This window comes from Danxiaibacter flavus, assembly GCF_041060425.1.
GTDB lineage: Bacteria > Bacteroidota > Bacteroidia > Chitinophagales > Chitinophagaceae > Danxiaibacter > Danxiaibacter flavus.
The window spans coordinates 245012-259624 of record NZ_JAULBC010000001.1 but is presented as its reverse complement, the minus strand read 5'-3'; the positions used below and the strand labels follow the sequence as shown (position 1 = coordinate 259624).

The following is a 14613-nucleotide window of genomic DNA, read 5'->3' as shown; positions in this document are numbered from 1 at the left end:
TCTACATGAAGTTACCATCAAATGAATGCTTAGATTGCCACCACTGCGAACACCATTTCACTTCGCTACTTTGTTCAGCTAAAGACGAAAATTTATCGGAAATTGACAATTACAAGGTTTGCAATTTTTATCGGAAAGGACAGGTAATTTTTAATGAGGGATCCTACCCCTTTGGAATTTATTGCATTAATTCAGGGAAAATAAAGCTATCTCACCTCGGTGACGACGGAAAAGAACAGATTATCCGTCTTTTGAAGGGAGGAGATGTTATTGGCTACCGGGCCCTTCTTAGTGGAGACCGGTACAGTGCTTCCGCAATTGCCCTGGAAGATGCCAATGTTTGTTTTATTCCTAAAGATCTTTTTGTTTCCGTTTTAAAGAAAGATGCGGGTATCTCTTTCGAAATGATGAAATTACTGAGTAACGAATTGCATCGTGCAGAAGTTAAACTAACGCACCTCGCTCAGAAACCTGTTAGGGAAAGACTGGCCGAAACGCTGCTCTTTATAAAAGAAACATACGGCTGCGAACCCGATGGCACTACATTGAATGTAAGATTGTCGAGAGAAGAGATCGCCAACCTTGTTGGAACCGCCACCGAATCGACCATTCGTCTTCTATCCGAGTTTAAAAAGGACGGCATGATCGACCTTGAGGGCAAAAAGATAAAAATCACCAACTCAAAACAGTTGTTGAGAACTGCGAACCTGCAGGATTAACCCTGGTGAACTTATTTTAAGATATTATCGAAAAGCCCGCCCCTAAGCGGGCTTTTATTATTCTATAAAACCAAAATCTTCGTTAATGGCCAAAACACACCACTATCAAACCTCACTTAACTGGACCGGCAATACGGGACAGGGCACCAAAAGTTACACATCTTATGAGCGAAGCCATATAATAGCGGTAGAAAACAAACCGGAAATACCAGCATCGTCAGATCCTTCGTTCAGGGGCGATAAAACAAGGTACAATCCGGAAGAATTGCTGGTAGCCTCACTTTCTTCCTGTCATATGCTTTGGTACCTTCATTTGTGTTCAGAAGCAGGTATTATAGTAGAAAGTTATTCAGACACAGCTAAGGGCGAAATGACGGAAGAAGCAAACGGAAGCGGCCGTTTCACAGAAGTTATTCTGTACCCGGAAGTGGTAATTTCCGATGCGGCCAAACTTGAGCTGGCAAATGAATTACATGAAAAAGCACACCAATACTGCTTTATCGCTAACTCATGCAACTTCCCGGTCAAGACAGTGCCGAATTGCATACTAAATAATTCCTTAGCAAAACCCATTTAATTGGCATGCTATCCTAATTTGGATACCTTTAGATCCACTTTAAAACACCAATCTTGTTATTATGAGAAATTTTCTAAAGCAATATGCAACCGTTTGCATTGCATTATTCCTATCGTTTGCTGCCACTGCGAAAGACAAAAAAAGGGAGTATTACGAACTCAAAGTTTACCATTACACTTCTGCTTCCCAGGAAAAAGCAATTGACACGTATCTTCAGCAGGCACTTATACCGGCGTTGCACAGGAATGGTGTTAGCTCTGTGGGTGCGTTTAAAGCTGTTGCCAACGATACTGCAGCCGTAAAATCTTTCTATGTACTCATTCCGTTTGGATCTCTGGAGAACATGACAGGCATTCAAAAGAAACTGGACAACGACGCAGCCTATATATCTGCGGGTAAAGACTATATTGATGCAGCTTATAACCAGGCACCATTTACCCGCTTCGAATCCATTTTATTACATGCATTTCACCTGGCACCAGAGTCTTCCAAACCAAATCTCAAAGGACCTAAGTCAGAACGTATTTATGAACTTCGCAGTTATGAAGGACCAACAGAAAAGCTGTATCGCAAAAAAGTGGAAATGTTTAATGAAGGCGGCGAGATTGATCTGTTTAAAAGATTAAACTTTAATGCTGTTTTCTATTCCGAAGTTATCGCAGGTAGCCGTATGCCTAACCTGATGTATATGACAACGTTTGAAAATATGGCCGACAGGGATGCTCATTGGAAGGCATTTTCCGATGATGCGTTTTGGAAAAAATTGTCCGCAATGCCAGAATATAAAAATACTGTTTCAAAAAGCGACATCATTTTTCTGCATCCAACAGAATACTCTGATTATTAAATAAGCCTAAGCTATTATGGCAAAAGCTGCTTCCCGGCATTCCGTTAAGCAGCTTTTGTTTTTTATCATCGATAATCAAAATTAACCTCTATGCTCTCACAAACGGATTGTGCTTTTTTTCGTGCCCGATTGTTGTTGATGGCCCATGTCCGGGATAGACAACTGTCTCGTCCGGCAAAATATACAGCTTCTCCTTTATGTTTTTCAGTAACTGTTCATGATTTCCAAAAGGAAGATCCGTTCTGCCGATGCTTTCCTGGAATAGTACATCTCCCCCAATTAAAAAATGCTGCTTTTCGTTATAGAAGCAAATACTGCCGGGTGAATGGCCTGGCGCAAGAATAACTTTTAGTTCATCATCCCCTAGTTTCACAACATCTCCTTCGTTGAGAAAATGTAAAGACCCCTTGTAATTGTCAAAGCCCAGGCCATACATCAATCCTGATTGTGGCGCCAGCTCCAGCATCTTCTCTTCATCAGGATGTATGTATAGTTCCAAACCGTATGTTTTAGCCACCCATTTATTCCCAAAAACATGATCCAGGTGACAGTGGGTATTAAGTAGCTGAACAGGTGTTAATCCAGCCTTTAAAATATGCTCTTTTAACGTTTCATTCTCAGCGGAAAAATAACAACCCGGATCTATAATAAGCGCTTCGCCTTTTTCGTTGTGGAGCAAATATGTATTTTCCTGGATAGGACTGAATGTAAAGAACGAGATGGAGATCATAATTGTATTTTTACGACGCCTTATACTTTTACGCCCTGATAAGCACCGAATCGCAACAAATTAATCCTTGTCAAGTATAAAAGTATTATGCTAATTTTAAAATTCTAAAGATCGGATATGAAAGTTAAATGCCTTAAGAATGGCTTGTGTTTTTTTATCGTTGCAAGTTTTCTTCCGTTTTTGCTTCAGGCTCAGGTTAATACCGTAGAGTTTGGTAAAAACCGCATTCAGCATAAAAAGTTCGTTTGGAAAAATTATCAGTCACCCAATTTCAACGTTTACTTTAATCAGAACGGTCTTGAATTAGGTAAGTATGTTGCCCAGGTTGCTGAAGAAGAATTGCAGGGACTTGAAGATGCCGTGGAATATTCATTGCAACGCAGAGCCAACATTGTGGTATATAATACTTATGACGACTATAAATCCAGCAACATAGGCATTGGCATTGATTGGCAAAATGCAGGAGGACTTACCAAACTTGTTAATAACAAAATGGTGATGTACTTCAATGGCGACCACAATGTTTTACGCAGACAAATAAGAGAGGGTATTGCACGTATTTTAACAGATAATATTCTGTTTGGTGATGATGTTGGAGAATTTGCAAGCAACCAGGCATTGCTTGATTTGCCCAAGTGGCTTACAGATGGCTACGTTGAATATATAGCTGAACAGTGGAACCCGCAAAAAGATGATGATCTTAAAAGTGCAATTTTAAGCGGCAACTACAATACCTTTTACCAGTTTGCATTTGACAAACCCACATTGGCCGGTCATAGCTTCTGGTATTATATTGCAGAAAGATATAAACCCGAGAATGTTACTTATTTCCTTTACCTGGCGCGTTTATACAAAAACCTGAATACTGCCGCGCTGAAAATCTGCAAAAAGAAATTCAAAGAAGTACTGGAAGAATTCATGCAATATGAACAGGATAAATACCTGAAAGATATTAAACAACGCCGCAATGCACCCAGAGGCCGGCTGACCGTTGTTGAAGAAACAACTAAAGCCGATTATTACAGATTTGCAGCAAACCCAAATGCTAAAAACAACGCTTATGCTGTTGTTGAGTTCAAAAAAGGCGTTTACAGCGTAAAACTCGTTGACAACTTCTCCGAATCAAAAACATTATTGAAATATGGTGTTCGTACTTATTCCGGTAATATCAATCCAAATTATCCGATAGTTGCATGGGATGTAAAAGGTTCAAGACTATTGGTCATTTACTGGAGAGATGGCAAGATCAACATGTTTGTATATGATGTTATTGCCAATCTCAAACGCTTTAAACAGGTTATTGAAGGCGTTGACCAGATAGTTGATGCCAGCTTCATGCTGGATGCCAATACGCTCCTGATGAGTGCGGTAAAAAATGGTCATACGGACATCTATACTTATAAGATAGACAACAACAAGTTTAAGCAGATCACCAATGATGTTTATGACGATCTGGATCCCTCTATCGTTTCGTTCCCGAACAGAACAGGTATTATTTTTTCATCCAATCGTCCCGGCCCTAACGCGCCAAAAGGAGATACCGTATTACCCAGCCGCAACAGGTATAATGTATTCCTGGTTGACATCAACAATAACAGCGAGTTAAAACAAATAACCCAGCTTACCAATGTGAAGCTCGGTAATGCACGCTATCCTACACAGTACAATACCAACCACTTTACATTTGTAAGTGATGAAAATGGTATTGGAAACCGTTGGGCCGGCTTCTTTTCAACAAAGAGAGATGGACTGGATACGTTGTATTACATTGGAGATGAAATATTACGTAACCCTGACGAGAAAGAACTTGACTCTACGTTAAAAGCATGGCAGAAGCCGGAACCGGACAGCCTGAGCTATTTCCAGGTTTACAAAGATTCTACGTACACTTTCCCGATTACCAACTACCAAAGCAGCCTGCTTGAATCAAGAGTTGCAGGTAACAACGGACAGGTTACAGAGGTAAGAAGAGAAGGTGACTACAAGTTTTTGTACAAATTAAGGGTGGACTCTGTTACGCTGCGCAAACGCAATGTAAATGCAAGGCCTACCGTATATGCAAAAAGATTGCTGGATCAGCAAAAGGCAGCTTCCGGTAAAGCGATACAGGTAAGGCCGGGAGGCGACACATCCAATCCTGCCAAACCATTTGATAACATTTTCCAGAATGAGTTTGAGGAGGAGCACAAAAATGATTCTGCAATTGCGCATCCTGACACATCTGCAGCTCAACAAAACAATGCTTTTTTTGTTCCTCAACTAAAGCCCGCACCTACAACGCTGGAAAAATCGCAGCTATTCAATTATCGCCTTAAGTTCAGCGCGGACTACCTGGTTGCAGGCATTACCAACAACATCCTGGTGAATAGGTTCCAACCATATACATATGGTTATGGCCCGATTCAGCTTAACAATGCCAACGATATCAACTTCACTTTCAGGGTGGGCGTAAGTGACCTTTTTGAGGACATTAAGTTTATCGGCGGGTTTAGGTTTGGCACTACCATCAGTGATAAAGACTTCTTTATTTCTTTCCAGAATTTACGCAAGAGAATAGACTGGGGGCTTACTTATTACAGAAGTAATGTTAGAAATTATCCGCTGTTCTTCGGACCTGGCAGTTTGAAGTCTGATTACTCAAACATGGTATACACTAATCTTTACCAGGTTAACCTTGCCATGCCTTTGAACGAAGTTAAAAGCATCAGGTTGCAGGCTGGTGTAAGAACAGATAAAGGTGTTGTTCGTCCTTATTTCGCTGGCGTAGTTCCTGATTCTTTAGGACTTACATTGGGTGATTCAACAGCAACAACTTTTGTTTCACACATAGAATACGTGCATGACAACACATTGAATCCCGCACAAAATATTTGGAATGGTTTGCGCTGGAAAGTATATGCTGATTATTATTTCCCCCTGAGCAAAGGCTCTTCCTTAAAAGGCAAAAACACTTTGAACGTAGGATTTGACGCGCGTCATTATTTAAAGATCTATCGCAACTTTATCTGGGCGGTAAGAGGTGCAGGTGACTTCTCTTACGGCGATGCAAAAATTTTGTATTACCTGGGTGGTGTGGACGGATGGGTTGGTCCGAAGTTCTATAACGACAACAGACCGGCGCCGGATGCGCAATATGCGTTCCAGTCACTCACGCTGAATATGCGCGGATTTAAGCAAAACATCGCGAACGGCAACAATGCTGTTGTAATCAATAGTGAATTCCGTTTGCCGATCTTCACCACATTCTTTAATAAGCCGGTGAACAATGCGTTCCTTCGTAATTTCCAGGTTGTACAGTTTTTTGATCTTGGAACTGCATGGAACGGTTCCCCCAAGAATATAGAAAGACCAACAATGGTATTACCGGGTGAAGGTTCTTCTAATCCTGTAGTGTTACGTCTTAAAGCAGGTGGTGTTGGTCCGTTTGCCGGTGGTTATGGTTTTGGTGTGAGAAGCACTTTATTGGGCTACTTCCTGAAACTTGATACAGCCTGGCCAATGAATGGATTCTTCAGAGGCAAGCCAATGTGGTACTTTGCATTGGGTCTGGATTTCTAAGATGTTTTAAGAAACGAAATAAAACAATCAATTCAGTACAAATTCAAATGGGTTTTGATACGCAACTGCCCCGCACATGCGGGGCCGTTTTTTTGGCATCATTGGATATTGGTTACATCACATGACAATTTTTACAACAGTGACAGTTTTTCCCGTAGGGAATTAAGCTCAATAGAAATCTTTGAACTGCGAACATCTTATCCCGGCTGGGGTTTTAACACTATAAAAGGGGTTAATGTCCTACGGACAATAAGGACCTTGTATGTCAGGACTTCTATTGAGCTTAAAGCCCTACGGGCTACCGACAAAAAATATACTGTCATTACTTCTTTGATTGTAATACACCATATTTTCCTGTCGACGTAACAATGCGGATGTAGATTTTGACCGCCATTGTTGATATTAGGCGCCGGTATGAGTTTAGCCTGCCAACAACAAATTACCAGGCTGAAGCAGAATTCGTAATACGTGCAGCGCCTGATTAGTCCCTACGCCTCACTCCACCCCGGCAGCTTTTTTATGGTAACATAGATTATATATAAAAGCGCGCTAAATGACAGCGTAAATGCCCAGGCCTGCAAATGCTGATGTGGAAGCAGCACGTGGCTTGCCGAAGACCTGATCAAAGTAAAAGGCTGATCTATGATATTCCAGCTATTAAATCGTAAAAAACGGCCGAGATAAACACCATAACCACATAACAGGATAAGAACCGCGCTGATGATCTTCATCCATTTCTTAGCTACATGTTTGGCTAGAAATTGTTCTACTTGTATTAAAGAGATGAATCCAAGAATAAGACCATTCCAGGCCCCGGAAACAACTAATAAAAGATCAAACCAGAACGGCACATTAGGGCGCTGTTCAAAGTGAAACAAGTCGGTGATAAGATAGGGTGCATTCGGGAAAAACAGTAACCATCCGGCCACCAACATTGAAGATGAGAAAGAGATTTTTTCATGTTTGTAAAGCCTGCGACTGAATAGCATTGGCACAACAGCTAAAAAAGTATTCCAGATATAAAATCCATAATTCAGTTCGCGGGTATAAATGAACCTCGCAACAAATAAAGCAAGATTAAAAAAGATACAAATTGCCAGCATTTTTTCCGCTGCAGATAACTTAACACGCATTTTCATTTCATCAAAGTTTTAAATATGGCCATGGCCATTTAACAGAGTTATTAATTTGGGAACAAAAATGATTGCCCCCACTGCTACTGACGCAATCGCAGCAACAAGCACTGCTGCCGCAGCCACATCTTTTATAATTTTTACAAGAGGGTGAAACCCGGGTTGAACCAGGTCGCATATTCGCTCGATGGCACTATTTAGCATTTCCAGAGAAAACACGGCCGCTATGCACAACAACAATATGATCCACTCCATTCCGGATATCTTCAACCATATTCCAGCCCCAACAGTAATGATGGCTGCAACCAATTGAATCTTTCCATTTCTTTCGTTCTTAAAAAAATAACCACAACCTTCTATTGCATTTTTGAAAGTGGAAAATATATTCTGTTGTTTCATGATTTTCAGTTTAAGTACGCGAAGCGCAATACCATTTAACACCGGATTGACTAAGGTAATGTACTAAATAAGTATTGCACTTCAGTGACGTACTTAAGGTTTTGCTTTTTGTTTTTCGTTCAGGATCGGGATTATAACGGGTTTAACGTTGAAGGCTTAAAAGTCGGATTATACCAATTGATTTTTCTTGTTACAAACATTACTAATGCCAGTATAATAAACAGCGCGATTGAGCCAACGATAAGCGCTGTATCTTCAAGACTAATCAGTGCGAAAATGAAACCGTAGAGTACCGTAAGCCCAGTTGTAAGTATGCCAGATGTTTTCCTGTTTCTAAAATGAGACTGCGCATACATGCCAATCAAAAATATTGTTGCAATTGCGGCAATTAAGTAGGCGTAATTGAAAGAAATAAACTCGCTTATAGACAACAGCAACGTATAAAATATAATGAGCGCCAGACCTACCAATATGTATTGTAATGGATGTAATGGCTTATCCTGCAATAATTCGATTATGAAAAAAAGACCAAAGCTCAAGCCAATAATCAATATCGCATACTTGATTGATCTTTCAGTTTTCGCATACTGATCAGCCGGTTGAACAAGACTCACTCCGAACGAGATATCTTGCTTGTCCGGCAACGAGTCAGTAATAACTGTTGGAAATGGAAGATTTGCAGAGTTGAATTTCCACGTTGCATTGAATCCTTTACCGGAAACTGTATAATCTGATGGAACTACATTTCCGGTAAAGGATGGATTTGGCCAGGAAGACTGTAAGGCAAATTTGCTGTTAGCGCTTAACGGCATGAAACGAATCATTTCGCTTCCTTTTAATCTCACATCAATTTCAAAAGGCATTGGTTTTGCAAAGTCCACATTAGTGAGATCAACAGGCGCAGATAATCCCCGGCTGTCAATAAGTGCTGTTGGCAGTCCGGGCAATAGTTCATATTGACTGCCATTGAACGCAATGCTCATTTTCTCCTCTATCCCTTTAAAATCTTTTATTCCCACGCAAATCCTGGCATCTTTCAAAAGAAGATTCTTCACATCAATATCAGCAGGTAATTTCACCTTAAATGCACCTTTCTCATTAAAATTGCTGTGATAGAGCATTACATTGTAAATGCTTCTTTTTCTTTTTTCGGGAAGCAGATCACCTGTCAGATTAAGATCATCAGGAAGTAGTATAATGTTTCTACGGCCAGTTTTCTGCGCTTCCGAATATGCTAAAGGGTCTACATATGGAACCACAATATATGGCCCGCTAACAACCTGGGCGCCCGCCCATTTACTACTTACCTCCTCGACCACTTCTTTCTGCCTTTCTTTTCTCTCGACGATAAGACTTTGAACAAACAAGGTCGGAATAAGCATAACAAGTATCAGTAAGCCTGTTATAAAACCTTTAACCAATGTTTTGTTTGAGTTTCTTGGCTGTACTGTACCGGGTTCATAAGGATTTGTCATATCAATTTTATTTTTTAAAAGCACTTTGAATTACAAAGTTTAAATACAAAAAAATTTATTCTAAGAACTTGAGCATTTGCTCCAATGCTTCAATGTGTGACTTAAATGCTTTTTCACCTGATTTTGTAATTGAGTAAGTTGTATTCGTTTTTCTTCCGATAAATCCCTTCTGTACCTTAACGAATTTATGTTCCTCAAGCGTCTTTAAATGGCTGGCAAGATTACCATCCGTAACCTGTATCAACTCCTTCAATTCATTAAAGCTTACTTCCTCATTTACCATAAGGGAGCTCATGATACCCAGGCGGATCCTGCTGTCAAAAACTTTATTTAAATGCTCAATGGGATTCTTCATGCGCAACTATTGCCATTATCTGCTAATGTATATACCGCTATTGGTTATGAACGGCTGACTCATCACCGGAATTTCGCTCATACTTCCACCACATTACCGTTCCATACACGATATGTAAAATTCCAAATCCAAATGCCCAAAAATAAAGACCGTAACCCGGATAAGCTAAATTTATTATTCCCAATATTAACTGGCCGTATCCGAGGTACCGGATTTCAACCAACGTGTACTTGCTTGCATTAATTAAAGCCAGGCCATAAAATATAAGACATCCCGGAGCGATCAGACCAAACACGCCGTACTTCAATAATGTTAAAAGGTAAATGCCACCAGCAGCTATTGGCACACACACATTTACCATCAAGCGCCTTGCAGTGGTTCCCCACAGCGGCGTATGATTCTTCCTGCTTCTGATATAAGTAAAAATAAACGCTGAAACAAAAGCTGCCGCAAATGTCAGCAAACCGATCTTTAATAAAGAATTGCCCGCATAATCAGCAAGGGAAATATCACCCTCCTTATCACGAAGGCGAAGCAGATTGTTGCGAATTTCATCTCCATGGCTGCCATGAACGATGCCGTAACCAAACCAGGCTCCTACCAGGGCACAAATTCCTGCAGCTACTCCGCTCAAACCACTGAGGCTGATAAAGCGGCTACTTCTCTCCATCATTTTTTTAATATCCCTGATTGAATCCAGATGCTGTGATTTTTCATCCATAAAAGCACTTTGTGATTCAAAGTAAATACATAAAACTGATGCATCCAACTTTTTATTTTGTTAAAACATTCTTTTTCAAAAGAAAAGGCGCTGCATACTACCCCGAATCGGTAACGAAACACTGAAAAAAAGCCGTCATCCACCTAATATCCATCAGCATTTTAAAATGCCGGGAATTTTTTGGACTCCGGCAGGGCCCTCCGCCCCCTTAACCGATAGCACATTCGCCAATAATTCTTTTCTTTGTGCCATTCTTCATATAACCTATTTAGCACATGTGGTATAGTTTAGGCAGGTTTATTTTACGTTATCGACTTGCGTTATTGGTAGTATTAGCGGGAATTACAGCATTCATGGCATTTAAAGCATCAAAAGTGCAGTTGAGTTATGAATTTACAAGAGCCATTCCCACCGACAATATCAAATACCAGGAATACCAGCAATTCAGAAATAAATTCGGCGACGACGGCAGCACACTTGTTCTTGGACTTGAATCCGGAAACTTTTATACAACAAAAGTGTTCAATGCATACGGCAAGTTGCATAAAGAACTGAAAACAGTTAAGGGTGTTGAAGAAATCATCAGTATCCCTGAAGCACTTAACCTGGTAAAAGACACATCTGAAAAGTTGGTGCCCAAAAGAATCTTTAATTATCCCTATACAGACCAGGCTCTTCTGGACAGCGACAAGGCCGTATTTGAAAACCTTCCATTTTATGACACGCGCATGTATAATCGCCAAACACATGCATACCTGATGGGTGTTCGCCTGAACAAAGAGTTGGCAAACAGCAAATACCGGACAATACTCGTAAATGACATTATTGCAAAAGTTAAAATATTTGAGCAGACCGCAGGTGGACAAATACATGTAAGCGGGTTGCCTTTTATCAGAACAGTGGTAGCGGACCGCATTGCAGCAGAGATGAGATGGTTCCTTATTGGTTCGCTTGTTTTATCTGCTGTTACTTTAATAATTTTCTTCAGGTCTGTTAGCGCCACAATAATGAGCCTTTTAGTTGTGGGAATGGGTGTTGTCTGGAGCCTTGCAACAATGGTTATGTGTGGTTACAAAATAACATTGCTAACAGCGCTAATTCCCCCATTGGTAGTTGTAATCGGCATTCCCAATTGCATATATTTCCTGAATAAATATCACTCGGCTTACAAGGAGACCGGCAATAAAGAAAAAGCGCTGGTCACAATGGTCGGACGCATGGGTATTGTTACATTATTCTGCAATATCGCAGCCGCTATTGGTTTTGCTGTTTTTGCTTTTACCAAAAGCGATCTGTTGAAAGAATTTGGTGTGGTATCAGGCATAAACATTATGGCACTGTTCATCATTTCGTTGATATTCATCCCAAGTGTTCTAAGCTATTTGTCGGTGCCTAAAAAACGCCATATAAAATATCTTGACAACGCGTTTCTGCAAAGACAACTATTTACCATTGAGCGCTGGGCATTTAAGCACGGCAAATGGGTGTATGGTATTTCTTTTATTATCACTGCTATTGCGGTAATTGGAATACTACGGATCAAAAGCGAAGGTTTTATTGTAGATGACCTTCCCAAGAACGATAAGATCTATACAGACCTGAAATGGTTTGAAGGCAATTTTGATGGTGTTATGCCGCTTGAAATTGTGGTTGACACAAAAAAGAAAAACGGTCTTACAAAATCGCTTTCACCAATTGAAAAGATTGATGAGTTCTCGCGTTATGTAGCAGAAAGGCCTGAAACAGCAAAGCCACTTTCGTTCGTGGAAGGTTTAAAATTTGCTAAACAGGGGTACTATGATGGTGATAGTACCAATTATGTTACGCCGACGGAGTTTGATATTCCTTTAATGGCTAAATATCTTAAAGGGTCAGGCAGCAAAGACACTGCCGCTAAAAACAACGGCTTCTCGAAACTGCTGAACACTTTTATGGACAGCTCGAAACAAATGGCGAGAATAAGTGTAAATATGAAAGATATTGGTAGTGCAAAACTTCCGGCATTATTAAATGACTTTCAGCAAGAGGCTAACAAGGTATTTGATACGGCTCACTACAAAGTAACTTTTACCGGAAGCACTGTTACTTTTTTAGAAGGATCTGCGTTTATTATCAATGGCCTTAAAGAAAGTATTTTCTGGGCATTCCTGTTGATTGCTTTATGTATGCTTTACCTGTTCCGTTCTTTCAGAATATTGCTTTGCTCTTTAATTCCAAATGTTATTCCATTGCTGGTAACGGCGGGCGTAATGGGTTGGACTGAGATTGCATTAAAACCATCGACTGTGCTTGTATTCAGCGTGGCATTAGGAATTGCTATCGACGTCACGATACGGTTCCTGGTCAATTATAAACAGGAATTGCCGTTACATCACAATCATGTAAAGCAAACGCTCGTTCAAACCATTCACCATACAGGCGTGAGTATTATTTATACCTCACTGGTGTTGATTGCAGGTTTCGTGATCTTTTGCTTTAGCAGCTTTGGAGGCACTAAAACATTAGGATGGCTTACATCACTCACGTTGGTAACCGGAACATTTACCAACCTCGTGTTGTTACCGGTACTGATAAACTCTTTATCCAAAAAACAACCGGATAAAGAAAAGCCTGCCTTAGAAAGATTGTAATCGATAAACTGAATAAAAGAAGGAGCTTAACGCTCCTTTTTTTATTCTTCCTGCGGCCATTTTTCAGTGTCTGCTACCATTTTGTCAACTATATTCCCTGGTCGTTTTGTAGCAATACGATTTCTTACTATCTTAAATAACCAATAACTGCTACTTAACCATGAAACAACTTGCTTTGCTTTTCTCGTTAGTATTGGCTGCGCTAGTTGCATTCAGTCAGAACGAAGCACCTCAACAATTTTCGCAGTCAACAAATCCCGAACAGGATGGTTTTTCAGAAAGCAGGCTGCGCAGGATTGATTCATTAATGCAATATTTCGTTGACGCAGGCATAGCTCCCAATGCAATTACTTTTGTCGCACGAAAAGGTAAAATAGTTCAGTATAAAGCATACGGATACAGCAGCCTGGAAAAGAAAACGCCTGCCAAAACGGATGACATTTACCGCATCGCCTCGCAAACAAAACTTGTGGTAACGGTGGGACTATTGACGTTGTTTGAACAAGGCAAATTTGTACTGGATGATCCGATCAGCAAATACATTCCAGAATTCCGCCAGCCAAAAGTGTTGGTGAGTTACGATACCGCAACAGGCAAATACGAAACCAGGCCTGCTGCTTCGGAAATAACGATACGCCATTTACTTTCGCATACCGCAGGTATTCCGTATGACCATCCATTGCAAAAACTGGACCCATTCAACAGCATTCCCTATTTCGGTTCTACCAAACCAGATGTGCTGGCTGAAGTTGTAAAAAAGATTGCGGCCCGTCCTTTAATTGCAGATCCGGGAGAAAAGTTTGTTTATGGTCTCAATACAGATGTGCTCGGATATTTGATTGAAGTATTAAGCAAACAACCACTTGATGTTTTTCTCAAAGAAAAAGTATTGCAGCCGCTTGGCATGAATGATACATACTTCTATTTACCTGAGAATAAAGCCCGCAGGCTCGTTGAGCTGTACAGCAAAAACAACCCTGCCGATAAGTTGACAGTGAATTCGAATAATGATTACCGCAACTTTTCTATTTCCGGTGCCAGAACATATTTTTCTGGCGGCGCGGGAATCGTAAGTACCATTAGAGATTACGCGAACCTGTGCCAGATGATTCTAAACAAAGGCAGCTTTAATCATGCCCAAATTTTAGGAAGAAAGACTGTTGAAATGATGGAAAAGAATCAGATAGGTGATCTTGAAGTGTGGGACAGAAAAGATAAATTTGGTTTGGGCCTGCAGATTATTACAGCTGAATCGCACTATGGAGACAACGCCTCGCCCGGATCTTTAACATGGGGAGGAATGTATTGCAGTGAGTATACCATCGATACGAAGGAAGACTTGATTCTACTAGTTTATACCAACATACAGCCCTTTGCGCAGTATGGCGAATTTGTAAAAAAATTCAGGAATGTTGTGTACCAGGCTCTAAAATAAATTACCAGCATTTCACAAACCGAACTTACTTACG

12 protein-coding genes are annotated in these 14613 nt (G+C 40.5%); 6 read left to right on the top strand and 6 right to left on the bottom strand.

Annotated elements, in window-relative coordinates:
* Positions 1–5: 5 nt before the first annotated feature.
* The 3 genes from QTN47_RS01025 (at position 6) to QTN47_RS01015 (ending at position 2143) form a co-directional block, all read left to right on the top strand.
* Positions 6–719, top strand: coding sequence for a Crp/Fnr family transcriptional regulator (locus QTN47_RS01025; RefSeq protein WP_369327442.1), 714 nt, complete (start codon positions 6–8; stop codon positions 717–719).
* 85 nt (positions 720–804) lie between these two features.
* The gene (locus tag QTN47_RS01020; RefSeq protein WP_369327441.1) at positions 805–1296 is read left to right on the top strand and encodes an OsmC family protein; all 492 of its coding nucleotides are present in this window, start codon (positions 805–807) and stop codon (positions 1294–1296) included.
* Between the two features lie 61 nt (positions 1297–1357).
* Positions 1358–2143, top strand: coding sequence for an NIPSNAP family protein (locus QTN47_RS01015; protein ID WP_369327440.1), 786 nt, complete (start codon positions 1358–1360; stop codon positions 2141–2143).
* Between the two features lie 88 nt (positions 2144–2231).
* On the opposite strand, the gene QTN47_RS01010 is transcribed toward QTN47_RS01015, so the two are convergent.
* Positions 2232–2873: an MBL fold metallo-hydrolase gene (locus tag QTN47_RS01010; RefSeq protein WP_369327439.1), complete on the bottom strand. Its 642-nt coding sequence runs from the start codon at positions 2871–2873 to the stop codon at positions 2232–2234.
* Positions 2874–2990: 117 nt separating this feature from the next.
* Here QTN47_RS01010 and QTN47_RS01005 point away from each other — a divergent pair, with 117 nt between their 5' ends.
* Positions 2991–6431 carry a hypothetical protein gene (locus QTN47_RS01005; protein ID WP_369327438.1) on the top strand — a complete coding sequence of 1147 codons (3441 nt, stop codon included), beginning with the start codon at positions 2991–2993 and terminating at the stop codon, positions 6429–6431.
* Between the two features lie 488 nt (positions 6432–6919).
* Here QTN47_RS01005 and QTN47_RS01000 read toward each other — a convergent pair whose 3' ends face one another.
* The 5 genes from QTN47_RS01000 to QTN47_RS00980 form a co-directional block, all read right to left on the bottom strand.
* Positions 6920–7570 carry a DUF1361 domain-containing protein gene (locus QTN47_RS01000; protein ID WP_369327437.1) on the bottom strand — a complete coding sequence of 217 codons (651 nt, stop codon included), beginning with the start codon at positions 7568–7570 and terminating at the stop codon, positions 6920–6922.
* 12 nt (positions 7571–7582) lie between these two features.
* Positions 7583–7963, bottom strand: coding sequence for a diacylglycerol kinase family protein (locus QTN47_RS00995; protein ID WP_369327436.1), 381 nt, complete (start codon positions 7961–7963; stop codon positions 7583–7585).
* 131 nt (positions 7964–8094) lie between these two features.
* Complete coding sequence (gene creD / locus QTN47_RS00990) at positions 8095–9438, bottom strand: cell envelope integrity protein CreD (protein WP_369327435.1); 1344 nt, start codon at positions 9436–9438, stop codon at positions 8095–8097.
* A 55-nt stretch (positions 9439–9493) separates the two neighbouring features.
* Positions 9494–9793, bottom strand: coding sequence for a winged helix-turn-helix domain-containing protein (locus tag QTN47_RS00985; protein WP_369327434.1), 300 nt, complete (start codon positions 9791–9793; stop codon positions 9494–9496).
* A gap of 37 nt (positions 9794–9830) precedes the next feature.
* Complete coding sequence (locus QTN47_RS00980; RefSeq protein ID WP_369327433.1) at positions 9831–10514, bottom strand: hypothetical protein; 684 nt, start codon at positions 10512–10514, stop codon at positions 9831–9833.
* A gap of 275 nt (positions 10515–10789) precedes the next feature.
* On the opposite strand from QTN47_RS00980, the gene QTN47_RS00975 reads away from it, so the two are divergent.
* Together QTN47_RS00975 and QTN47_RS00970 are read left to right on the top strand one after the other, a co-directional pair.
* Entirely contained in the window at positions 10790–13144 is a 2355-nt protein-coding gene (locus QTN47_RS00975; RefSeq protein ID WP_369327432.1) for an efflux RND transporter permease subunit, read from the top strand.
* Positions 13145–13304: 160 nt separating this feature from the next.
* Positions 13305–14579, top strand: a complete 1275-nt coding sequence (locus tag QTN47_RS00970) for a serine hydrolase domain-containing protein (protein WP_369327431.1) — start codon at positions 13305–13307, stop codon at positions 14577–14579.
* Positions 14580–14613 lie beyond the last annotated feature (34 nt).